Annotated in this window: 22 protein-coding genes; 10 read left to right on the top strand and 12 right to left on the bottom strand. The window is 64.5% G+C overall.

Features of this window, described 5'->3' with window-relative positions:
* Window positions 1–9: 9 nt before the first annotated feature.
* The 10 genes from HWX53_RS13930 to HWX53_RS13885 form a co-directional block, all read right to left on the bottom strand.
* Window positions 10–969 (bottom strand): glycosyltransferase family 4 protein, encoded by a 960-nt coding sequence (locus HWX53_RS13930; protein WP_175941716.1) that lies wholly within the window; start codon window positions 967–969, stop codon window positions 10–12.
* On the bottom strand, window positions 956–2,020 hold the full coding sequence (locus HWX53_RS13925; RefSeq protein ID WP_175941714.1) for a glycosyltransferase family 9 protein: 1,065 nt from the start codon (window positions 2,018–2,020) through the stop codon (window positions 956–958). Before HWX53_RS13925 ends, HWX53_RS13930 begins: the two co-directional genes overlap by 14 nt.
* A complete protein-coding gene (locus HWX53_RS13920) occupies window positions 2,017–3,072 on the bottom strand; it encodes a glycosyltransferase (RefSeq protein WP_175941712.1) in 1,056 nt (351 codons plus the stop codon). The genes HWX53_RS13925 and HWX53_RS13920 overlap by 4 nt, the downstream gene beginning before the upstream one ends.
* Complete coding sequence (locus tag HWX53_RS13915; RefSeq protein ID WP_175941710.1) at window positions 3,069–4,814, bottom strand: carbamoyltransferase C-terminal domain-containing protein; 1,746 nt, start codon at window positions 4,812–4,814, stop codon at window positions 3,069–3,071. The genes HWX53_RS13920 and HWX53_RS13915 overlap by 4 nt, the downstream gene beginning before the upstream one ends.
* Window positions 4,815–4,826: 12 nt before the next feature.
* Window positions 4,827–6,011: a lipopolysaccharide heptosyltransferase II gene (gene waaF / locus HWX53_RS13910; protein ID WP_175941708.1), complete on the bottom strand. Its 1,185-nt coding sequence runs from the start codon at window positions 6,009–6,011 to the stop codon at window positions 4,827–4,829.
* Window positions 6,008–6,586: an HAD family hydrolase gene (locus HWX53_RS13905; protein WP_175941706.1), complete on the bottom strand. Its 579-nt coding sequence runs from the start codon at window positions 6,584–6,586 to the stop codon at window positions 6,008–6,010. The genes waaF and HWX53_RS13905 overlap by 4 nt, the downstream gene beginning before the upstream one ends.
* Complete coding sequence (locus HWX53_RS13900; RefSeq protein WP_175941704.1) at window positions 6,583–7,872, bottom strand: glycosyltransferase family 1 protein; 1,290 nt, start codon at window positions 7,870–7,872, stop codon at window positions 6,583–6,585. The genes HWX53_RS13905 and HWX53_RS13900 overlap by 4 nt, the downstream gene beginning before the upstream one ends.
* Before the next feature lie 197 nt (window positions 7,873–8,069).
* Window positions 8,070–9,038, bottom strand: a complete 969-nt coding sequence (locus tag HWX53_RS13895) for a glycosyltransferase (protein ID WP_175941702.1) — start codon at window positions 9,036–9,038, stop codon at window positions 8,070–8,072.
* Window positions 9,035–9,754, bottom strand: a complete 720-nt coding sequence (locus tag HWX53_RS13890; protein WP_175941700.1) for a PIG-L family deacetylase — start codon at window positions 9,752–9,754, stop codon at window positions 9,035–9,037. The genes HWX53_RS13895 and HWX53_RS13890 overlap by 4 nt, the downstream gene beginning before the upstream one ends.
* Window positions 9,755–9,838: 84 nt before the next feature.
* Entirely contained in the window at window positions 9,839–10,795 is a 957-nt protein-coding gene (locus tag HWX53_RS13885) for a hypothetical protein (RefSeq protein WP_175941697.1), read from the bottom strand.
* Between the two features lie 266 nt (window positions 10,796–11,061).
* Here HWX53_RS13885 and HWX53_RS13880 point away from each other — a divergent pair, with 266 nt between their 5' ends.
* The 6 genes from HWX53_RS13880 to HWX53_RS13855 all read left to right on the top strand — a co-directional run bounded on the left by HWX53_RS13880 (window position 11,062) and on the right by HWX53_RS13855 (window position 17,089).
* Window positions 11,062–11,349 (top strand): hypothetical protein, encoded by a 288-nt coding sequence (locus tag HWX53_RS13880; RefSeq protein WP_175941695.1) that lies wholly within the window; start codon window positions 11,062–11,064, stop codon window positions 11,347–11,349.
* A 449-nt stretch (window positions 11,350–11,798) separates the two neighbouring features.
* Window positions 11,799–13,193 (top strand): MFS transporter, encoded by a 1,395-nt coding sequence (locus HWX53_RS13875; RefSeq protein ID WP_175941693.1) that lies wholly within the window; start codon window positions 11,799–11,801, stop codon window positions 13,191–13,193.
* A 288-nt stretch (window positions 13,194–13,481) separates the two neighbouring features.
* On the top strand, window positions 13,482–14,723 hold the full coding sequence (locus HWX53_RS13870; RefSeq protein ID WP_244140108.1) for a hypothetical protein: 1,242 nt from the start codon (window positions 13,482–13,484) through the stop codon (window positions 14,721–14,723).
* 71 nt (window positions 14,724–14,794) lie between these two features.
* Window positions 14,795–14,995, top strand: a complete 201-nt coding sequence (locus HWX53_RS13865) for a hypothetical protein (RefSeq protein ID WP_175941690.1) — start codon at window positions 14,795–14,797, stop codon at window positions 14,993–14,995.
* 27 nt (window positions 14,996–15,022) lie between these two features.
* Window positions 15,023–15,340 (top strand): four-helix bundle copper-binding protein, encoded by a 318-nt coding sequence (locus HWX53_RS13860; protein WP_175941688.1) that lies wholly within the window; start codon window positions 15,023–15,025, stop codon window positions 15,338–15,340.
* An 843-nt stretch (window positions 15,341–16,183) separates the two neighbouring features.
* Entirely contained in the window at window positions 16,184–17,089 is a 906-nt protein-coding gene (locus HWX53_RS13855) for a flagellar brake protein (RefSeq protein ID WP_175941686.1), read from the top strand.
* A 24-nt stretch (window positions 17,090–17,113) separates the two neighbouring features.
* Here the strand turns inward: HWX53_RS13855 and HWX53_RS13850 are convergent, their stop codons facing one another.
* Window positions 17,114–17,767, bottom strand: a complete 654-nt coding sequence (locus tag HWX53_RS13850) for a DsbA family oxidoreductase (RefSeq protein WP_175941684.1) — start codon at window positions 17,765–17,767, stop codon at window positions 17,114–17,116.
* A gap of 93 nt (window positions 17,768–17,860) precedes the next feature.
* Window positions 17,861–19,201 (bottom strand): FAD-binding oxidoreductase, encoded by a 1,341-nt coding sequence (locus tag HWX53_RS13845; RefSeq protein ID WP_175941683.1) that lies wholly within the window; start codon window positions 19,199–19,201, stop codon window positions 17,861–17,863.
* A 314-nt stretch (window positions 19,202–19,515) separates the two neighbouring features.
* Between HWX53_RS13845 and HWX53_RS13840 the strand changes: the two genes are divergently transcribed.
* The 4 genes from HWX53_RS13840 to HWX53_RS13825 all read left to right on the top strand — a co-directional run bounded on the left by HWX53_RS13840 (window position 19,516) and on the right by HWX53_RS13825 (window position 23,332).
* Window positions 19,516–19,947 (top strand): OsmC family protein, encoded by a 432-nt coding sequence (locus tag HWX53_RS13840; protein ID WP_175941681.1) that lies wholly within the window; start codon window positions 19,516–19,518, stop codon window positions 19,945–19,947.
* A gap of 158 nt (window positions 19,948–20,105) precedes the next feature.
* Window positions 20,106–21,200 carry an ionic transporter y4hA gene (locus HWX53_RS13835; RefSeq protein ID WP_175941678.1) on the top strand — a complete coding sequence of 365 codons (1,095 nt, stop codon included), beginning with the start codon at window positions 20,106–20,108 and terminating at the stop codon, window positions 21,198–21,200.
* A gap of 115 nt (window positions 21,201–21,315) precedes the next feature.
* A complete protein-coding gene (locus HWX53_RS13830) occupies window positions 21,316–22,125 on the top strand; it encodes an ABC transporter substrate-binding protein (protein ID WP_244140107.1) in 810 nt (269 codons plus the stop codon).
* An 85-nt stretch (window positions 22,126–22,210) separates the two neighbouring features.
* A complete protein-coding gene (locus HWX53_RS13825; RefSeq protein ID WP_175941676.1) occupies window positions 22,211–23,332 on the top strand; it encodes a succinylglutamate desuccinylase/aspartoacylase family protein in 1,122 nt (373 codons plus the stop codon).
* Window positions 23,333–23,406: the final 74 nt, after the last annotated feature.

Below are 23,406 nucleotides of genomic sequence, written 5' to 3'. Positions count from 1 at the left end.
CGCGGTCGGTCAACTGCAGACATGGCGCAAGGTCGCTTCCCATTCGGCGGCGAAGCGGTCGATGTTGAAGCGTTCGAGCGCGAGACGGCGCGCGCCTTCGCCGAGACGCCGCGCTTCCGCGGGATCGCGCAACAGTTGTTGCATGACATCGACGAGCGCGTTCGTGTCGGTATGAATGAAGCCGCTCTCGCCGTTGCGAATGACGGTGGCGAGTTCCGTCGTCGCGAGACCGATGATCGGCATGCCGATCGTCATGGCTTCGACGATGGCGAGGCCCAGGCTCGTCCAGCGAATCGGGTTGAAGAAGAAGCGGTATTGCGCGGAGAACGCAGCCAAATCCAGATTGCCGATCTCGCCCAGACCGCCCGCCGATTCCGCGTCCATGCCGACCAGATCGAGCGGCACGCGTTGCGCGGCATCCGCGAACACGTCGCTGCCGAGCCTGCGCCCGCGCTGCCGCAAATGATTGATGACGACGATGCCGCGTTCTTTCTCGCCCGTATAGCGCACGCCTTCCGGCACGACCACGCCATGTTCGATCACGCGCGTCGGTGTTTCGCCGCTGTCCCACATCAGGCGATTGAAGTGCGTCACATGCACGAGTAGCGTGTCGCGATCCTGCACCCAATGGCGTTGTTCGAACGGATTCTCCTGCGGCGGATCATGTTCGATATACACGCGAGGCAAGCGCCGCTGCGCATCCGAAAGCAGGTTGATGCGATCGTCGTCCCAGTGCGTGCGATGCTGAAACAGCACGACGTCGAACTCGCGCGACGCGACTTCGTCGGCGGGTACCTCATGGACGTTGTCGCCCCACGGCAGCACGCCGACTTTGCCCGCGTAGCCGGGCGGATGACCGGGCTTCGTGACGAGATAGAAATCGTGCTTCGCCTGAGTCAGGTAGTAGAGGTAGTTGCCGTGCACGTGCCATGTGAGCACGCGCAGACGTCGTTGATTAGCAGTGGGCATCGGTTTCCAGTTTTTCTACGGGCAATTGAAGTCGTGCGACATCGAACACTTGCGCAACGCTCACATTGAGCGCGCAAGGATGCCCATACGGACACTCGCGAAACGAACAGGGACGACATGGCGGATAGTCCGCGAGCACGCGATGCCTTTCGTGATCGAGCGGCGCCCAGCGTTGCGTGTCGCTGCCCGAGGCAATGACGACGCTTTTCGTTCGCATCGCGGCCGCCACGTGCGAAAGCCCCGTGTCGTTGCACACGATGAGTCGCGCGCGCGCGACGAGCGCCGCCAACCCGCCGAGCGACGTTTTGCCGGTCAGGTCTATCGCGTTCACGCCGGGCGTGTTCGCGATGCTCGCGGTGATGGCCGCTTCGCCTGCGCTGCCTGTCAACGCGACTTGCCAGCCATCGCTCGAAAGCGCGGCTGCCACTTGCGCGAAGCGTTCTGCAGGCCAGCGTCGCGAAGGCAACTGGGCGCCGGCATGCACGAGAACGAGCCGTGCAGTGTCGAGGCCATACCGTTCGATCAGTTGATCGCACTCGCGCGTGTCGTGTTGCGTGAGCGGAATTTCGAGCTGCGTGTCGTGCGCATCGATACCCAACGCCTGCATCAGCGCGTTGTAGCGCGCGACTTCCTGCAACGCGTCGGGCCACGGAATGAATACGCCTGCGCGCGGTGCTTCGTCGGGCTTGAGAAAGCCCGCGTTGACGCGCGCGTGCATCGCTTCGATGATATCGTTCGCCACGCCGCCGCTGCCGTGCAACTGGATCGCGAGATCAAAGCGGCGCGCGCGCATGGCGTCGTAAAAGGCGGGGAGGTGCGCGTCCGTTTCTTCTTGTTCGGGAAAGCCGACGGCGCCCGGAAACAGGATCAATTCATCGACGAGATGCGTATAACGTTCGACGAAACTATGCGCCCACGGCAAGCCGATCAGTGCGATGCGTGCATTCGGATAAGCGCGGCGCAGGGCACGCATCGCGGGCACGCAGCACAGCATGTCGCCGAGCTGAAGCGCCCGAAAAATCGCAATGCGCTCGACATTCTCCGGTTTCATATGAATACCACGCGGAACTTGACGGCGCCATAAATTCGCCAGTACACCGAAAGAAACGGTATCCATAGCGATGTCCACGCCATTTCTAGCACGTGCGACGGTGTCAGCGCGGTCGACTTCAGGCGCTTGAAGCAGAACCATGCGGTCATGCCGAGCCAGCCCGCGAGGCAGACGCCCGCGAGCTTGTTGTTGCCGTTCGCGAGCGCGAACACGGCCACGACTACGGCGACGATGATCGCGTAATAGAGCAGCGGCGGCAGGCTGCGAATGCGTGTCTTGAAGAGCGACCGATGCTTCTTGTAGAGCAGCGCGTCGAACTGGCTCTTCTTCTGCTGCGACAAGCTCACGCCCCAGCGTGCCGGCCGCACCGGATGCAGAACCATTGCATCGTGCGATCGCACGATGTGCGCGCCAATGCGCATCAGTTCGAACTGAAGATCGGAGTCTTCGCGCCATGCCGACGTAAAGCGCGCATCGAAGCCGTCCACGCGTGCGAGCGCCGAGCGCGTCACGAACGTATTAGCCGTCGCGAATTCCGCGCGGGAGAGACCGGCAGCGTCTTGTTCGTAGTCGGTCGGACGCGGGCCGAGCGGCACCACGATACGCCCCGATACGGCGTCCGCGCCCGCCCGCAAAGCAGCGACGCCTGCCGCGAGCCAATGCGGATCGGGGATCGTGTCGTCGTCGGTGAACGCGATCAGCGGCGCGCCCGATGCGCGCCATCCCGCATTGCGAGCGCCCGCAGGGCCTTGAGTTGCGGTAACGGGAACGTAGCGGATGCGGGGCGCTTCGTCGAACTCGCGTGCGAGCGCGGTCACGCGCGAGCGAGTGGCTTCATCAGGACCGTCATCGCACACGATGATCTCGAAGCGCGCCTTGTCGTAGTCCTGCGCGATGATCGCCCGCAGACAGCGTTCCAGCATGTCGGGCCGCCGATACGTCGGCACGACCACCGACACGTCGAAGGCCGCGCCCGCCGCTGCGCCCGCATTGCGCTGCGTGGACGCGTCCCTCGCGCCGTCGTAGGGAAACGAGCCTGCAATCGTGCTCATGCACGCACTCCCGGCTTCTCGATCAGGAACGGCCCGATTACGAGCGCATCGAGCGGCGAGGTCCAGAACGATTCGAGCGCATCGCGCGGCGAGTTGACCATCGGCTCGCCGCGCGTATTGAACGACGTATTCACGAGCACCGGCACGCCCGTGCGCGCCTTGAATGCGGCGAGCAAGTCGTAATAGAGCGGATGCTGCGAGCGGTTCACGGTCTGCACGCGAGCCGTGCCGTCGATATGTGTCACCGCCGGAATGCGCGACTTCATGTCCTCGCGCACATCGAATACGAAGAGCATGAACGGCGCGACGCGTGCATCGACGAACCAGTCCGCAGCATGTTCTTCCATTACCACGGGCGCAACCGGCCGGAAGTCTTCGCGATCCTTGATCTCGTTCAGGCGCGCCTGCATGGACGGATCGATCGGCGACGCGAGAATCGAGCGCGCACCGAGCGCGCGCGGACCGAACTCCGTGCGTCCCTGATACCAGCCGATCACGCGATTGGACGCCAGGATCTCAGCGGTTTCGCTCGCAATATCGTGCAGCCGGCGATACGGCGTCTTCGACCACTTGAGGAATTGCTCGATCTCGTCGTCTTCATAACGCGGGCCGAGATACGCGTGATTCATGTGCCAGCGCCGGCTGCTATCGCCTTGCTTCACGCGCTCCTGATAGTCGGTCCAGAGCGCCGCGCCGAGCGCGGTGCCCGCATCGCCCGCAGCGGGTTGAACCCAGATGTCTTCGAACGGACCACGGTCACGCAGACGCGCGTTCATCACGCAATTGAGCGCGACGCCGCCTGCCATCGCCAGATGCTTGAGGCCGGTGCGTTCATGCAGCCAGCGCGCGAGATCCAGCGCCGTTTCTTCGAGCACCACTTGCAGCGAATGAGCGATGTCGTAGTGATGCTGCGTGAGCGGACCGCCGCGCTCGCGTCGCGGGCCAAAGCGCTCAACGAGACGCGGCGCATCCACGGTGTAGCTGCCGTCGTTGCGATACTTCACGATCTCGCGGAACTGATCGACGTATGCGGGCTTGCCGAACGAAGCAAGCGCCATGACTTTGTACTCGTCCGACGAGTGAAGGAAGCCGAGATAGTCCGTCACGGCTTCGTAGAGCAAGCCCAGCGAATGCGGCAGTTCCACTTGCTTGAGACGCTTGTACTCGCCATCGACGAACTGACCGAGACTCGTCGTCACGCCTTCGCCGCGGCCGTCCATCGTGAGTACCGCAGTGTTTTCATACGGCGCCGCGAGGAACGCGCTCGCCTCATGCGACAGATGGTGATCGACGTTGTGCCACTCGAAGCGCGGCGCGCGTCCGCCGCTGGCGAAACGCTTCTTCAGATGATGCGGCGCGCCGTCGAGCAACTGGCCGCGGGCATTGACGATATAGCTCAGGAAAAGCGGGTCCCACGGCGATTCCGAGGGATTGCCGGTCACATGCTCCGACGGCATGAAGGGCAGGGCGATGGTCGCCTTCGCCTGCTTGGGCATGCCCGAGAACAGATGCGGATCGTACGAATACGCTACATGGTCGATATCCGCGAGTTCGATGCCGGCTTCCTTCAGGCAATAGTCGATGGCATCGAAAGGAAGCTGCCACGTCGAGAAAGGCACGGGGCGCTTCGCATGCTTCACATGCGTGAAACGCTCGTCTTCCGCCGCCGCGATCACGACGCCGTCGCGAACCAGCGCCGCCGCGCTGTCGTGATAGACCGCATTGATTCCGAGTGTGTACATAAGGCGCGTCTCTCAGGGTAGTGTCAGATGAGCAGGATGGTGTTCGGTGCGGGCATCGAGTAAAGACAGCGCGGCATCGACGACTTCATCGACGCTCACGCCGAGCAGACACGCGTGATGCCCTTCGGGACACACGCTGCGATAGCACCAGCGGCAGGGCACGTCGCGGTACAGCACGCGATGCGGCGTTTGCCACGGCATATGCTGCGGATTGGTGAGCGCATACAGATCGACGACCGGCGCGTTAAGCGCCGATGCGATATGCACAGGACCGCTGTTGTTGGAGATCAGCACGCGCGCATGGGCGATCAGTGCCGCGAGCTCGCCCAGTTCGAGCGCGCCCGCGAGACTGACGACGCGCGTATCGCCAGCGCTGACGGTCTCGCACAATGGGGCTTCGCTCGCCGAGCCGGTCACGAGCACGGGCCAGCCGGTTCCATCCGCGAGCACGCGCGCGGCCTGCGCGAATCGCTCGGGCGGATAGCGCCGCGATGCGGCGGTCGCGCCGGGATGCATGACGAAGAAGGGCGCGTCGAGATCGACACCGCGTTGGTCCAGCTTGCGCGCAAGCGATGCCTCGTCTTCGGCGCGCAACGCGAAGCGCATGCGCGTATCCGCGTGCGTTGCGCCGACGCTCTCGACGAGCGCAAGCTGCCGCTCGACTTCGTGTCGCGTGCCCTGTTGCGGCTCGCGTTCCGCGACCCAATCGGTTAGCAGGCCGTATGGATTCTCGCGGCAATGCGCGAGGCGCAGCGGAATCTTCGCCAGATGGCAAAACATCGCTGCGGGAAGCGGATTCTGGCTATAGACCGTGAAGATGACGGCGGCATCGAAGCCGAGCGATGCAAGCCGCTCGCACATCGCGATGTCTCCGCTCGCATCGATGGCCTTGTCATGCTTGACCCACGGCGCATCGTATTCGATCACGTCGTCGATATCGTCGATGAAGCGCGCCGCCTGCGCGCCCGAACGCGATGCAAGCAACGTGAGATGCCGCCCCGGATACGCGTGTTTGAGCGCATGCAGTGCGGGCGTCGTCATCAGCACGTCGCCGAGATTGTCGAGACGAATGCAGAGAATGCGCCGCACGTCCGCGCCCCATACGCGCTGAGGCGCGATGGCCGGCGCGCGCGCGTGCGCGTTCGCGGGCTGAAGAGGGATGGCGATATCGTTCGCCCGTGACGGATCGCGCTTCATGTCGCGAGCTCCGTCGCATGCCACGCACGCTCGATGATGCGCGCGGCTTCGCCCATGTCCTTCGCAGTGGCATCCGGTTCACGCAAGGGACCACGCTGCCACAGCGTCTCGTTGCCGTTGTCGATCAGCACCGCGCGGCAGCCCGCGCGATGGCCCGCTTCGATATCGTCGAGAATGTCGCCTACGAACCAGCTTCGCGCCAGGTCAAGGTTCAGTTCGCGCGCGGCACGCTCAATCATGCCCGGCGCGGGCTTGCGGCAATCGCATGCGCGTGCATAACTTGCGACCGTGCCTTGCGGATGATGCGGACACCAGTAGATGCCCGCGAGCCGCGCGCCCGCTTCGGCAGCGAGCTCGTGCAGCTTGCGTTCGACGTGCCGAAGCGCTGACTCATCGAACTTGCCGAGCGCGACACCGCTCTGATTGCTAATAACGACAAGCGGCACATTCATACGCGCGAAGATGGCAAGCGCATCGCGCGCGCCTGGCGCAAGACGCATCTTCGCGGGATCGACGTTATAGGGCACGTCGTCGAGCAGCGTGCCGTCTTTATCGAGGAAAACGGCGGGCTTCATGCGGTGGCGCTGCCGTATGCGGCGCGCCGGCTGTCGAGGTCCTGCGCGATATCCACCCCCGCCACGCGCGCATAGACGCGTTCGAGCGACTGCGCGACGCCGGACCATGTGAACATCGCGCGAGCGCGTTCGAGGCCCGCTGCGCCCATGCGTTCGGCGCGCGCGGGGTCGCGCTTCAGCGTGGCGAGCGCATCGGCAAGCGCGCGCGGGTCCTTCGGCGGCACGAGCAGACCCGTTTCTTCATGGGCCACCGAATATCGAATGCCGCCCACGTCCGCGCCGATGACCGGCCGGCCGCAGGCCATGGCTTCGAGCGGCGTGATGCCGAACGGCTCATACCACGGCGTCGTCACGAACACATCGGCTGCGTTATAGAAGGTCTTGAGGCGTTGCCTTCCATGACGGCCGAGAAAGTTCACCTTGTCGGCCACGCCGCATTCCTGCGCAATGCCGCGCAGACGCCCGATTTCCGGCGTCGCAATCTCATTCGCTTCATCGGAGTTGCCGCCGATCACATAGAGATGCGCGTCTTCGTTCAGTTCGCGATTGCAGAGGCCGATGCCGCGCACCACGTTGTCGATGCCCTTGCGCGGCACCATGCGTCCGAGTTGCAGCACGATGAAGCGGTCCTGCGGCCAGCCGAGACGCTCACGCGCTTCGACCTTCTTCATCGGATGAAACTCGGTGCTGTCGAAGCCGCACGGCACGAGGTCGATGCGTTCGCGCTCCGCGTGATACAGCGATATGAGGTCCGCTTCGTCTTGCGGGCATTCGGCAATCACCGAATCGGATTCGCGCACGAGCGCATCTTCGATCTCGAAGCGTTCATCGGGGAAGCCATCGCCCGCGCCTTGATGAATGCGCCGCACGCGGCCGAGCGCATGAAACGTCGTGACGAGCGGCACGCCCAGCGCTTCCTTGATGCGCATGCCGACGAGTCCCGACATGAAGAAGTTCGCATGCACGACGTGATAAGGCGTCGCCTGCTTCTTGAAGAAGCCGATCATGAAGCGAGCGAACTCGTCCATGTGCGGAAGAAGCTGTTCCTTCGCGAGTTGCACCGGCGGACCCGCCGGCACGTTGATGACGCGAATGCCGCGTATGCCTTCGAAACGCGACACCAGCGGCAAGAGAGAACGGTCGCGGCGCGTGAAGACATCCACTTGATGGCCGTTGCGTGCGAGCTGCCGCGCGACGTGCGCGACATAGATATTCTGCCCGCCGCTATCGACACCGCCCGCTACCGCGAGAGGCGACGCATGCTCACTGATAAGTGCGATCTTCACGTGTAGGCCCCCTCGATTCGCGTTGTTCGAAATGGGCTTCGAGCCGTTGAGCGCGCACAGGGATTGCCGCGTCTTTCGAAGCTTGATGGCCTGTGAGCATTCGTTGTGCCACCAGCGCAAAATTGCGCAGAATCGTTGGTTCGTTGCGGGACGAACAAAATTTCGTTAGACGTAGCTTCGACAGCAGCGGCGCGGTTTTACACGGTGTGTGTAGCGTCTGCCGGTATCGTGGCGTGTTTGCTTGCCTCTACCCGGGCATGGCGGCGGTCGTCCTCGCGCACGATCGATCGCATGATCCGCACGTGAGTGCCCACCACGCGCCGATGTGCGAGCGCCCAAGGCAATCCACGCAATATCTGAATCGCATCTCGCCAGAACGCGCCTTCGCGCCACATGACGGCGAGCGCCTGCATGCTCGCGTGCAAGGCTTCGCGCAACGGCAAGCGAAGCCACGCGACCCACGCTGCGTTACGCGCGAGCAGGCGTCTGCGCAAGGCGCTGTCGCGGATCGGAGAAGGGTGATGATGCAGGACGAGTTCGTCTGCATAGACGAGTGCGTGGCCGTGATCGAGCATGTCGAGCGCAAGCAGCGATTCCTCGCCGCCTATGAAAAGCCGCGGCTCATAGCCGCCCATCTCCCGATAAACGCTCGTGCGAAACACGCTCGCGCCGGCCATGTAGCCGATGAGCGCCGGCCCCGGCAAACCGTTCGCGCCGAGCGGGCTCACGCGCATGCGCTCGCAGGTTTCGTCGGCATCGCCGTTTTCGCCGACGACCACGCGCGCGCTCAACACCGCGACGCGCGGCGCGGCATCGAGGATCTCGATTGCGCGCGTGAGCGAGCCGGGGCTCCACCACGTGTCGTCGTCGCAGAAGGCGACGTACTCGGTGCTGACCTTCGCGACGCCAAGATTGCGCCCCGCTGCGCCCATGTTCGACGGCGCGACGACGAGTTCGACGAACGGGAAGGCTTGTGCGATGCGTGCCGCGGTATCGTCGGACGAGGCGTTATCGACCACGACAATGTCGATGCGATCCGGCAGCGCCGCGAGTCTTTCCAGTGTGTCGAGCACCTGATCGGCGCGGTTGTAGGTCAGCACGACAACAGTGAGGCGCGCGGCGGCGTCGTGAGCAGCGCGCGCAACGCGTTGCGGCAGCGAGCTCATGCGCGTGCCTCCGCAACTTCGAGTGTCCAGAAGCGCTCGGGCCGGAACACGTCGTCGTATCCGTTCGGGCCGAATGCCTTCAATTGGCTCGCGTACGCGGCCACGGCTTCGCGCTTCAACGCTTCGCGGCGCGTGGCTTGCCCATGCTCGGGAAGGCGCGCATTGAGCGGCGTAGCGTCGATGCCGCGTTTTATCAAGTCCGCGAGCCGCTGCTGCAAGAGCGCCCGGTGGCATCGATAGAGCGCCTCTTCATAGGCGATGCACGGCAGCTCGGGATGGCGCAACCATGCATCGCACGCGGCCTCATGCACGAGCGCGTGGTCCGAATGAAACAGGCCGAGCGGGATCAGCAGCGTTTCGGGGCGATGCTCGTCTATCGCGTCGAGAAACGCCTGCGTCAACATCGCGCGCGTGGGCTTGTCGGCGTCGGGCGCGAAGGGTACGTATTGCGAGTCGAGGAAGCCGAGATGCAGCGGCGTCGCGCCGAGCAGCCCGAGCGCGCGGTTGTCTTCTTCGATGCGCGCGGCCATCGCCTGCTTCGCGTCCACGAAGCCGCACTGGGCGTCCCAGTCCGTGCTGGCATCGGCGGCGGGGCAGCCCGTAAAGACCGTGCAGACCAGCACGTCGGCCGCGCCGGCGAGCGACGCGCCGCAACCGAACACGGCGTCGTCGAGATGGGGAGAGATGAGCAGCGTTTTGCGCGGGACTTCGATCATAAAGGAGCCGTTGAGAGCGAATGACGGCTCGTCGAAACGCAAGTACCGCGCCAGCGGTGAAACTCGACGGACGTAACGGCGCGGTCAGAAACGCACGCCGACGCCCGCTTCGATGATGTCTGCGTCACGGTCGTAGCGCGTCACCATGCGGTTCCACGTTGCGCGCACGAGCCAGCGATTCGTAAAGCGGTAGCTCGCCGACACCGAGACGAGGCCGGCGAAACGGCCATCGCCGGTGCGGTTTTGCGGCAGATCGTCGTTCTGCGTGATCGACAGATACGGTCCGGCGCCGACGCCGAGCGTCAGCCGGTCATCGAAGAACGCGCGCGTCGCCCACAATTGAGCGGCGACGCCGTCGCGCCGCGACTGCACGTGGCCGCCTTCGTGCAGATACGACGCGGTGAAATCGACGTACTTCCACAGCCCGCGCCGGTATTCGATGCTTTCCGCCACGTTCGATTCAGAATCGAGGCTGTTCAGGATGGTCGTGCCGACCAGCACCGTGACCTCGTTGCCGGTGACGTTCGTCGTGCGCGACGGCGCGGAGTCACGCGGGCCGTGGCCGTTCGGGGCGTCGAGCTGATAGCCGATGCCGAAGAGCAGGGCGGTCGTGTCCGGGCCGCCGAACGCCTGCACGCGATTGAGCTTCATCTCCGCGATCCAGCGGTTATCGAAGTAATACGCGGCGCGCAGCGTGAATATGCCACCCCAGCCGTGCGTGTTGGAATAGTCGCCGCCGGCTTCCGCCTCGCTGGTGTCGAAGTAACGGTACGGGCCCGCGCCCGCCGACAATTCGAGGCGGTTGTTCCAGAGCGGCATCCGCGCCCACAACTGCGCCGCCTGACCGTCGCGGTGATGGTTCGGAATATGACCTTCGTTGATCCACGAGAAGCTCCAGGCCGCGTACGGGCCGAGGCCCTCGCGATAGCTTGCTTCCCACGAATACGTGTTCTGGCTGCCGCTCTGGAGCGGGCCGGCGAGAATCGAGAATTCTTGCGCTTGGACCACGTGAGCCGTGGCGCTGAGCGCGAGGGCGGCCATTGTGAAGGCGGCGTGTCTGTACGGGCGTCTTTGAGCGAGAGATGGCATCGAAATAAAGTCGGAACCGGGAATGCAGATGCCTTCGAAGTGAAAGCGTCGTCCAAGCATAGCGGCTAAACGAGAATCATGCCGATATTGCAGAAAGGGAATGTTCGTCGACGCACGTCCTGACTTTCGATTCGGCGCTACAAATAAGGCGTCCGTGCCGCGCGCGTCGGCATGCGCGGGACGCCTTCGCACTCCAGCCATTTCGAAGCGAGGATCAGATGGACGCCATTCCAGTGGAGTACCGCGGGTGTGAGTTGTCGGCGATTGTCGCGCGGGCGGCCGGCGAGTTCATCGCGACGGTCCTGATCGAGCGGCCCGACGGCGTGCGGCGCGCGATCGGCCCGTTTCGACCGTTTGCCACGGCCCGGGCAGCCGAGCAGTTCGCCATCCAATATGGCAGGGACGAGCTGGATGGACGCCACGTGCCGCGCGGCGTTCACATGACGACTTGCGATGATGCGGCTACGGGACGCTCGACCGCCGTTGCGCCGGAGCGGCGCTTATAGCCACGCGATGAACGGCCCCGCCGCTCGCGCCGCTTCCATATCCGATAACGCACGACTGAAATGCCCGGGTCTCTGGCCCGGCGCGGCGGGGCAGGTCCGCTGAATTCTTCGTCGAGTCGGCAAAGCGACGCGCACTGTGCATTGAGGCCGCGCCAGTCCGAACGCACCGCCCGGCAGGCATCCGAACCCAAATTGCAAACGCCCGCGTCGTCGCGTTGGCGCAGCGCGAATTGCCGAAGAGTCACGGCGTGCGCGCTGTCAGCGTCGCGCCGCGAACGAACGGTCGTTCAGACGACATGTCGGTGATGTGATCGCCGACGCGCTCGCGCGAAGCGTCAGGCAGCAGTCGGCACATTGGCCGACAGCACGCTTTTGCACACGCACCGCAGTGTCCGTTACCATGCGGGCGCCGCGCGGGTCCGCCTCCCGCGGGCATTTCAAAAGCAGACATGAACAGCGCCATACCCGCCACCCGCGTCAATTACTGGGCAGTCGTCTCCGTGCTGCTCGGCACGTTTCTCGGCAACCTCGATTCGTCCATTGCGAATGTCGCCTTGCCGACCATCGCGCACAACCTCTCGCGCAGCGCAGCCGATACGGTCTGGGTCGTCACCGCGTATCAGCTCGCGGTCGCCGTCTCGGTGCTGCCGCTCGCCGCGCTCGGCGAAATGCTCGGCTTCCGGCGCGTGTTCCTGTGGGGCTTCGTCGTCTTCACGCTGGCGTCGATAGGCTGCGCGCTCGCGCCGACGCTGCCGCTCTTGGTCGCTGCTCGCGCGATTCAGGGCGTGGGCGGCGCATGCATGTCGACGATCGTGCCCGCGCTGCTGCGGCAGGTTTATCCGCCGAAGCTCGTCGGACGCGGCGTCGCGCTGCTCGGCTTGACCGTGGCGCTCTCGGCGGCGCTCGGGCCGACAGTCGCGGCGGGGATTCTCTCGGTCGCCGGATGGCGCTGGCTCTTCGCGGTGAACGTGCCGCTCGGCATCATCGGCCTCGGTCTCGCCAGCACGATGCTGCCGCCCGGCACGCCGAACGCCGCGCGCCGCTTCGACTTCGCGGGCGCGACGCTCAGCGCGCTCGCCATCGGGCTCTTCATTCTGGGCGTGGGCGGGCTCGGTGCAGGCGAGGGCGCGGGCGAGGGCCATGTGCAACTGCGGGCGCTGCCTCTCGTCGAGATCGCGTGTGCGTGCGTTGCCGGTTTCGCGCTCATCCGCCATCAACGCGGACGGTCCGCGCCGCTCGTGCCGCTGGATCTGCTGCGCATTCCGATCCTCTCGCTGTCCTCGCTGACGTCCATCTGCTCGTACGTGGCGCAGACGCTCGCCTATCTCGCGCTGCCGTTCATGCTCCAGCACCAGTTCGCCCGCAGCGCGACGACGACCGGACTGCTCGTCACGCCGTGGCCGCTCGTGATCGTGTTCGTCGCGCCGCTCGCCGGTCGCCTGTCGGACCGGCACGCGCCGGGGCTGATCGGCGGCATGGGACTCGGCATCATGGCAATCGGGCTATGTCTTTTGATCGGGCTGCCGGCATCGCCTTCGAACGTGGACATCGCGTGGCGTGTCGCGGTGTGCGGCATCGGATTCGGCTTCTTTCAGACGCCGAACAATCGCATCATGCTGACGTCCGCGCCGCATGAACGCAGCGGCGCGGCGGGCGGCCTCATGACGATGGCGCGCATGATCGGCCTTTCGCTGGGCGCGGCGCTCGCCGCCGTTGCGTTCGGCATGTATGGACAACACGGCGCGCAGGTGTCGCTCGTCGGCGCGGCGGCAGCGGCCGCGATTGGCGTCGCGGTGGGCATCGTGCGCGTGATTCGAACAGGCGAGCGCGCCGCCGGTCGTTAGTGCTTTCATGCTTCTTCGCGCGTCCTACAATTGAGCGCGGGTCGCTCTTCGCCGCGCGCAGCGATACTTCGGTTGACGCAATAATTTGCAAGTTCGTTGACCGCAACGGATATGCTTGGCCCCTTGCGCGCGGCCTCTTGCGCCGCGCTTCGTGCGTCCACGCTATTCACTTGCCGGTACAACATGGTCACACTGGTTAGCTGCTTCTCCGACCGCCGCGCGACATCCTCGCGCGACAACCACGCCGAATTCTGTCGCCGAACGCAAGCGGCTCATTACGACGAGTCGATGTCGAGCAGCGTCGATTCGCTCGAACTCGGTGTCCTCTTCAAATACCAGATGATCAGCGACCGGCTCGCGCGCGCGGCCGAAGGCGAGGTCGTCATCTTTGCGACGGAGAATGCGCTTTTCGTCCGCTTCGAAGATTTCGGCCGGATCATGGAAGGACGAGACAGCCTCGTGACCAAAGGTTTCTTCGGCATCAATACGGAAATGTTCGTTGTCCGAAATACCGAGGAGAACCGCCGCATCGCGCGCGGCATGGCTGCGCGATGCCGGGCCTTCTACGAGTACGGCAAATTCGTCACGGAGGAGGAACTGCTGGAGGCATTTCCGGCTGTTGCCGACTGGGACCTACTCAATGGCGTGATACCGATTGCATCCATGTGGTCGAGCCAGCACCCGGACTTGCGCGGCGCGCCGGTGGTGGCGGTGTCGCTCGTGTTCACGCCGCGTCTCTATAGCAAGTATGGTCCGCGCTGGCGAGCCGTGTTCGCGCGTCATCTGAACGCGTGCCATGCGGCCGGACATAGCGCGTTCTTCGACGCCTTGCCGCCGCCTCGATGCGATACCGACGAGCCGTTGACCGTCTATCAGCCGGGCAGGGCAATCGCGGTCGTCATGTTGTACACGCCGAACATCGCGGGCTATGCGCGGTTCGGCGAAGCGAGCCTGCGCGCGTTCTGCGAGCGTCACGGCTACACGTTGTATCAACATCGCGCGGTGCCAGCCGACTTTCAGCGTGAAGCATGCGGCAACTGGTCGAAGCCGTTTCTGCTCGCCAAGTATCTGCCGCATCACGAATGGGTCTTCTGGATCGATGCCGATATTCTCGTCATGAATCCTTTCGTGAAGCTCGAACGATTCACCGAGGGCCGCGACCGCGTGTTGACCGCCGATATATGCGGCTGGCGCTTCAATTCGGGCGTGATGGGCTTTCGCAACACGGAGGCGAACGCGAACGTGCTGCAAAGCGTCCTTGCGCGCGTGCTGGAAACCGAGGACATCAAGTACACGTTTTCGAGCCAGGGCGACCAGTTTTATTTCATGGAGCAGATGATTTCGCACGGCCTTTGTCCCGAACCGGACTCTGCGGACCTCGTGAGCTTCAACGAACTCAACACGCCGTGGTACTACGCGAACCCGGATACGTTCATGTGCCATTTTCACGGCTTGAGTACGGAACTGCGGATGTTGTTTATGTCGATGGATAAGGTTCCGGAAGGCGGATACGAGTCGATCGAGGTGTAGCCCCCGCCGCACGACGGGACCGAGGCTTGCTGCATCGTTCTTGAATGATGACCCCGTCAAAGGAGGGCAGCATGACCCAGGTCTCAGGCGATAACGACGGCTCGCGCGCAACGGCCGACGACATGGACGAACCGGTGGGCGCCCCCGCCACTGGCGATACGCGGCAAGAGAAGCTGGATGAGCGCGAAAAGCAGAAGCATCCCGCGAGCGAGAACGCGCTGCCGACCGCACAAGACAACAACCCCGTGCCGCCGCAATCGACGCGCGACTAGTCCACCAATCTGACGAGGATTTGCCGAATGAGCGACTATATCGACTGCATTGCCGCGCTCGACCGATGCGCCGCCGCTTGCGACAACTGCGCTTCGGCCTGCATTGCGGAAGGTCATCTGCCAGACATGGAGAAGTGCATTCGTCTGGACCTCGACTGCGCGGCGCTGTGCCGCTTCACGTCGGAATCGCTGGCGCGGGACACGCAGTTCATGCGCGATTTCCTCGACCTGTGCGCGCGGATCTGCGATGCATGCGCGGACGAGTGCAGCCGGCATACTGCGAGCCATTGTCAGGCGTGCAGTGACGCGTGCCGGAAGTGCGCGGAGGCGTGCCGGGCTTTGTAGCAACGGTAGGTATGCGTGCGGGATCGCTATGTTCATTCATCGCACGCTAGAGCTACAGGTACGCGCCGACTTCGCCGTCAGTCCGGTGTTCCCCTCGTCGGATGGGAATTTGCGAACACCTGCGCGAAACGGTGGCGAACCGCTGTAACGCATAAGTTGTTGCGTTACGTTACCGCCGACAACGGCGGAATAAAGGCAGGAACGCACTGCCTCTACGCGCCATGACGATAGCGAAAGACGCAAGCAGCCTGTGAATGAAAGAACCGGCGATGTCCGTTCTGTCGATGTTCAGCCGTCGACCGATCTTCGAGTAATCGTGGCGCAAATTCATCGGCGCCTGCGTCGGTATAGCGCAGTTGCTCCAGGTACTGACGAGAAAGAGCGGGTTCATGGCTATGGCTTACCGCTGAAGCGATCGCAGCGGCACCGATGCTCAGCATGAGGAAGCGGAGGGACATGGAGCGAGCTAGACACGTTCCCGGTTAGTAGGCTGTCCTAATCGTAGATTCTCGTCGTAGGGATGAAAGGTCAGACTTTCGCGCGCTAATGCGAGGGTAGGTGCAACCGGACCGCTCGCGACTGCACTCTGCGTCAGCGTCAGCCTTCTCTGCAGCCGTTGTGGGGAGAAAGCGTCCGATGTAGCAGTGGCGCCTCCATTGGACGCCTGGCGCCTCAGCGTGGGCAGCGCAAGCCCCTAAAAATTTATGCGCATAACATCGCGGCAAATAAGTGACCGGTCGGCTGGGTCATTGCGCCGGGATTGCGTAACTTATTCCGAAATCTGCTTGACGCCGATTTAATCAACGGCGACGATTCCCAAAACCAATAAAAATCGTCTGGCCAATGACCGCACAGTCCGCTTCCGAAGTTTCTCCGACTCTTGTCCGCCTCGCCGCAACCGACATCCCGCTGAACGCGCCCCTCGGAGCGCCGCTCCTCGGACCCGACGGCGCGCTGCTTTTCGAAGCAGACGTCGTCATCCCCGACGAAACCACGCGCGATTTCCTGTTTCGACATTTCGAGCCGCACCGCGCCTCGGGGGCGCCCGCGACCGCGGAATCGACCACGGATGCCAGCCGCGAAGCGCCGCTGACACTCGACGACATGGGCCTAGCGATCGGCGGGCGTGTCGGCCTGCGCGGCAGCGGGTGGTCTGCATCCTCGATGTACGCGAGCCGAGTCATCGGTTTCTCGGCTGTGCGGCGCAACGGTGAGCGGTCGCTCTTCGTCACGCAGCCGGTGATGACCGGCGTCGCACCGCTCGAACTCACGCGCGGAGAGACGGTGGAACTCGTCGCGCTCACGGGCCGCGGCGTATTCCGCTTCGCCTGCACGGTCGATGCGACGAGTCGCGAGCCGTTCAGCTATGTTGTGCTGTCCGCGCCGGGCGCCATCCGCCGCCTGCGCACGCGCAAATTCACCCGCATGCCGACGCGGCTTGCAGCGCTTTATTCGATCGAAAGTCAGCCGAGCGCATCACCGCAACTCGGCCGCGTGAGCGACATCAGTCCGTACGGCATGGCGTTGACCGTGCCCGCGCCGAGCGCGCAGGCAGGCGACCGCCTGCGCCTGTCGTTTCGCTTCAGCACGGATGGCATCGACGTGGAGATCGATACATCGGCGTTGGTGCGCCACGTCGGCGCGGCGGAATCCGGCGACGCGGGCATCGCGTACGGACTCGAATTCGAAGCGCTGGAACCGTCGCAGCGTATCGCGCTGAAGTCGTTCATGGCGGAGCATCACTGCTAGCCGACTTCCAGCAAGCGTCTCGGCTCAGCTGCCGGGAAAACCGTCGGGAAAGAGCCGCTCGATAGCCGCTTCGAAATGCTGGACCGGCGCGGCGCCGCGCAGGGCGATGGGCGGCGGCGGCTCCTTTCCGGGTGCCGGCTCGCGCGACAGCACCGCGAACGGAACGCCGGTCACGCCGATCTTCTTCGCGAATTCCTCGTCTTCGACGACGAGATCTGTGTACGTGCCTTCATCGAGCGCTTCTTCCAGAAGCTCCGGATCGACGCCACAGGTCGCGGCGATGTCCAAGAGCGCGTCGGTGTCGCCGATATCGATTCCTTGCTCGAAGTACGCCTTGAAAATCGCACGATGCACGACGTCGTAGCGGCCCGACTCACGCGCGAAGAGCGCCGTCTCGAACGCCTTGCGGCTGCGCGGCGCGACGGGCGGCATGCGCATGAGCAATGCGCGCTCGTCGGCGAGCGGGCGCACCGACTTCTCCCACGACTCCGCGATGTGTTCGCTATTCGGATCGAGCAGCGGCGCGGGCTCCGGACGCAGCTCGAACGCGTGCCAGCGAATCTCGACCGCGTCCCCGTAGGCGTTGCGCAACTGGTCGAGCACCGGCGTTTCCAGATAACAGAACGGACAGACGAAGTCGGACCAGACGTCGATGAACAAAAGGGGCGTGGATGCCATGAAAGCCTCGAAACGAATGAAGTGCGGCGGCGTCGCCAGCGAATCCGGTATGTTAGCGCGTGCCGCCGCGCGCCGCGAAGGCGCCTGGTTTCGTCAGAAGCCGCCGTCGATCTCGATCTTGCTGCCGTCGAAGAAGCGCGACAGACGGAACGCATGCGGATCGACGAGCGGCGCGTCGTTGGCGACGATATCGGCCATCAACTTGCCCGCGCCGGGACCGATGCCGAAGCCGTGCCCCGAGAACCCCGTGCCGATGAAAAGCCCCGGCACGCGCTCGACGCCTGAGATGACGGGCACTGCATCCGGCGTCACGTCGATATAGCCGGCCCAGGACTGCTCCATCGCCACATGCGCGAGCGAAGGGAAAATGGACCGAAACTCGGCGAGCGCGGTTTCGTTGAATGCTTCGACCGGCGCGGGGTCGAGCGTGCGCACGCGCTCGAAGACGGTTTCGCGGTCGAGCGGCCAGCGGCGCGGGCGGCGCAACTCCTCGAAGAAGCGCGCGTTGAAACTGAGCTTGATGGAACCGAGCTGGCTCTTGAGGGCGGGCAGGAACTTGCCGAACAGGCGAAAGCTGTCAGGCGTGATGTCGCTATAACTGCGAAACGCGTTCGCAATCGAATAGCCGCCGTCCAGCCGCTTGCGATAGCCGACCGACTGATTGCACGCGCTCACTTCCGGGCCGCCGGACAGCGGCGCGGTGCGCACGACCGACGAGCGCACCATCAATTGCGGCACGTCCACGCCGAGATTGCCGGCGAAGAGCCGCGTCCACGCGCCGCCCGCGATCACCGCGCTGTCGCAGCGAATTCGCCCGTGTTCCGTCACGACGCCGCTCACGGCGCCGCCGCTCGTTTCCACGCCGCGCACGGCGCAGGGCATCGCGATCTTGACGCCGCGCTCGCGCAGCGCGGCGGCCATCGCGGGCACGGCGCGTTGCGGTTCGGCACGGCCGTCGCTCGGCGTGTAAATGCCGCCTGCGAAGCGCCGCGCCGCGCCCGGCATGAGCGCGGCGGTTTCGTCGGGCGACACGATGCGCGAATCGAGCGCGCCGCGTCCGACCTTCGCGACGGCGCGCGCAAGCCACGCTTCATGATCGGCGAGGGCGTCGGCGTCATCGGCGGCATACAGAATGCCGCATTCGCGATAGCCGCTGTCGATTCCCAGATCCGCGTCCATGCGACGCCACAGCTTCAGGCTTTCGAGGCTGAGTTCGAGCTCGCGCAAGTCGCGGTGCGTCGCGCGGCACCAGCCCCAGTTGCGGCTCGACTGCTCGCCCGCGACGTGGCCCTTCTCGCACACCGCGACCGAAAGCCCTTTCTCTGCGAGAAAGCGGGCGGTGCTGATACCGATCACGCCGCCGCCCACGACGACCACATCGACGCGCTCGGGCAGCACGATATCTTCGGCAATGCGTTCGGTCGGCGGTCCCATGTTAGGCCGCTCGCCGGATTGCGGCGTGTCGTGAGAGTGAATCCATGTTTTAAGCGTGCAGAGAGTTGAACGAGCCCACGCATGCTAAGTGAATCGGCGGAGCTTCGCCATCTGGACAAAAGTCGTGCGGCAGCGCGCTTCCTGCGCCACGAGCACCGATCCGTTACGATGGACGCGATGCTTCGCGCGGCGCTTTGCGCGCGGCGCGTCTATCGACAAGCGTCATCGAGACCGGACGCGCCGCGCGCATTGACCCAAGCGAGGCCAGCGCGCTCGGTCGAACGCAACTGAAACCATCTTTACGGAGAACTCTCGTGCAAAAGACTGCATCGGCTAAATGGAGCGGCGGCATCAAGGACGGCAAGGGTTTCATCTCGACGCAAACCGGCGTGCTCAACGAAGCGCCGTATGGATTCAAGTCGCGCTTCGAGGAAGGTCCGGGCACGAACCCCGAAGAACTGATCGGCGCGGCGCACGCCGGCTGTTTCACGATGGCGCTTTCGCTGCAACTCGAACAGGCGGGCATGAAGGCGGAAAGCCTCGAAACGAAGTCGACGGTCACGCTGGAGAAAGACGGCGAAGGCTTCACGATCACGTCGTGCCAGCTCGACCTGAAGGCGAAGATTCCGGGCGCGGACAAGGCCGCGTTCGACAAGGCCGCTCAGGCGGCGAAAGAAGGCTGCCCAGTGTCGAAACTCTTCGCCGGCAATGCGAAAATCACGCTGAACGCCGAACTCGAGTCGTAATTCGCACCGAACGGCGCATCGCGGACGGCTCAGGCCGTCCGTTTTGTTTTGTGTCGCGCTTTTTGCGTTGTCGTCGGCGCGCGGTCCGCCCGCTATCATGCCGATGGATCGTCGCCGCAGGCCGACGATCCCATTCACCCGATCAGCCGGGAGCGCCGATGAAACTCAAGCTCGACTGGACCCTCGTTGCGCCGATTCTCGCGCTCGTCGTGCTCGGCGCGGCCGCGCTCATTCACGGCGCCGTGCTGACCGCGCTGGCGGCGGTCGCGCTGGCGTTCGCCGTGTTCGCGGCGGTGCATCACGCCGAGGTGGTCGCGCATCGCGTCGGGGAGCCGTTCGGCACGCTGGTGCTCGCGGTGGCGGTGACGGTGATCGAAGTGGCGCTGATCGTCTCCGTGATGCTGTCCGGCGGTCCCGAGAAGGCGGCATTGCCGCGCGATACCGTGTTCGCCGCCATCATGATCTGCGGCAACGGCATCGTCGGGCTGTGCCTGCTGATGGGCGGCCTGCGGCATCACGTGCAGGACTTCCAGCTGCAAGGCGCGAGCGCGGCGCTCGCCATTCTCTGCGCGCTTTCCGTGCTGACGCTCGTGCTGCCGAACTTCACGAGCACGGTGGTCGGCCCGGCGCTTTCGACGTCGCAACTCATCTTCGTCGGCGTGGTGTCGCTCGTGCTGTACATGATGTTCGTGTTCGTGCAGACCATTCGCCATCGCGATTATTTTCTCCCGTTCGCGCCGAAGGCCGCGAGTTCGCCCGATGCCGCCGACGACGGCCCGCACGCGCCGCCGCCGAGCAACGCGCAAGCATGGATCGCGCTCGTGTTTCTGATGCTGTCGCTCGTCGCGGTGGTCGGGCTCGCCAAGCTGCTGTCGCCGGCCGTCGAGGCAGGCGTGGCGGCGGCGGGAGCGCCCGAGGCGGTCGTCGGTGTCGTGATCGCCGCGCTCGTGCTGCTTCCCGAAGGCTTCGCTGCGCTGCGCGCGGCGCGGCTCGACCGCTTGCAGACGAGCCTCAACCTTGCCCTCGGGTCGGCGCTCGCCAGCATCGGATTGACGATTCCGGCGGTGGCAATCGTGTCGATCGCCATCGGCCAGCCGATCGCGCTCGGCCTTGCGCCGAAGGAAATTACGATGCTCGCGCTGACGCTCGTCGTTTCCGTCATCACGCTCGGCACGGGCCGCTCGACGGTGCTGCAAGGCGTCGTGCATCTCGTCATTTTCGCGGCGTTTCTGTTCCTTTCTGTCGTGCCGTGACTCATTGCGTTTGCTACCATTCAGGGTTTTCCCGAAAGGGGCCACCGCGCGCCGCGCGTTTCGAAGTAGAGGAACGCAGCGCGCCAGCAATCACCGCAAGTCTCGAAGGATTGGAATGTCGCAGAAGAAGTTCGTCAGCAAGTCCGCATCGTTCGCTCTGCGCGCGATGCTCGCCGCACTCGCCATCACCTCGTTCTCCGCGCACGCGAAGGAGATCACGCAGATCCGCTTCGCCGTGGATCCGTCGTATCCGCCGTTCGAATCGAAGCAGCCTGACGGCAAGCTCGTCGGGTTCGATATCGATCTCGGCAACGCCTTGTGCGCGCAGATGAAGGTCAAGTGCGTCTGGGTCGAAAATAATTTCGACGGCATGATTCCCGGCCTGAAAGCGCGCAAGTTCGACGCCGTGCTCTCCGACATGGGTATCACCGAAGAGCGTCTGAAGCAGATCGACTTCACCGAGCCGCTCTACGACACGCACGCGCAACTCGTCGCGCGCGCCGGCTCGGGCATTCTGCCGACGCCGCAGGCGCTCAAAGGCAAGCGCGTCGGCGTCGAGCAGGGCACCGTGCAGGAACGCTACGCGAAGGCGAAGTGGGAGCCGCAAGGCGTGACGGTCGTCCCGTACGGCGATCAGGAACAGGTCGAAGGCGACCTCGTCGCGGGCCGTATCGACGCCATGTTCACGGACGCGGCGCAGGCGGCCATCGGCTTTCTGAAGAAGCCGCAGGGCAAGCCGTTCGCGCTCGTCGGGCCGATCGTCGAGGACAAGGCGCTCATCGGTCCGGGCACGGCCATCGGCCTGCGCAAGGGCGACGCCGATCTGCAGAAGGGCCTGAATCAGGCGTTCGACGCGATCAAGAGGGACGGCACGTTCAAGCGCATCATGGCGAAGTACTTCGCGACCGACGTTTCTATCCAGTAAGCGCCAAGCGTCGCGCATCCGGTCGAAAGGCATCGCTCGCGGTGCCTTTCGTTTTTTCAGGCGGCAGTGTCGAAGGTCAGGCGCCATGCAGATTCACGATCATCCGCTCGTCGGCGCCGCGCTCGGCACCCGGCGCGCGATCAGAAGCTATTCGTTCGGACCGGCAGACGACGCCGCGCCGAAGGTCTATATCCAGGCATCGCTTCATGCCGACGAGTTGCCCGGCATGGTGGTCGCGTGGATGCTCAAGCGCCGGTTCGCCGAGCTCGAAGCCGCGGGGCTGCTCAACGCGCGGATCGTGCTCGTGCCGGTGGCGAATCCCGCCGGGCTGAATCAGCATTGGTTCGGCACGCACATGGGCCGCTTCGACATGCAGTCGGGACACGACTTCAACCGGCGCTTTCCCGATCCCGGCCCGGCGCTGGCGACGCAACTCGAAGACCGCCTGACCGACGACGCCACGCGCAACGCAGACCTGATCCGCGCCGCGTTGCGCCGGCATTTCGCCGCGAGCGAAGGCGCGACGGAACTGGAGTCGCAACGCATCGCGCTGATGCGTCTTGCCTGCGACGCGCATCTCGTCATCGATTTGCATTGCGACTGGGAGGCCGTCGCGCATCTTTACACGACGCCGGATGCGTGGGCCGCCATCGAGCCGCTCGCGCGCTTTATCGGCAGCGAGGCGCAATTGCTGGCGGACGTGTCGGGCGGCGAGCCGTTCGACGAAGCGTGCACGTCGGCGTGGCGCTTTTTGCGCGATGCGTTCGGCGCGCGTTTCCCGATTCCGATGGGCGTCACGCCGGTCACGCTCGAACTGCGCGGCGTGCGCGATGTGTCGCACGAGACGGCGGCGCACGACGCTCAGGCGATCGTCGATTATCTGATTCACGCGGGTTTCGTCGCCGGTCGCGCGACCGAGCCGCCGGCGTTGCGCCGTCCCGCTACGCCGCTTGCCGGCTGCGAGTATCTGTATGCGCCGCAATCGGGCGTGATCCTGCATCGGCGCGAGGTCGGCGAGCGCGTGCGTGCCGGCGAGACGATCGCCGACATCCTCGATCCGTTAGAAGACCGGCTCGTTCCGCTCGTCGCGCAGACGGAAGGCGTGCTGTACGCGCGCCACTGGACGCGCTTCGCGACGACGGGAATGCTCGTCGCGCGGATCGCGGGCAACGGGCCTGCGCGTCACGGCGAACTGCTGGCGAAGTGAAGAATCGGAAATTGCGACCGGGAGATTGACGCGAGACGGTGTAGCTTTTTTGAGAATTGGTTGCAATGCAGCAT

It is taken from the genome of Caballeronia sp. BCC1704 (assembly GCF_902833455.1).
Lineage (GTDB): Bacteria > Pseudomonadota > Gammaproteobacteria > Burkholderiales > Burkholderiaceae > Caballeronia.
The sequence above is the reverse complement of the archived record's forward strand: the minus strand, read 5'-3'. Positions and strand labels throughout refer to the sequence as shown.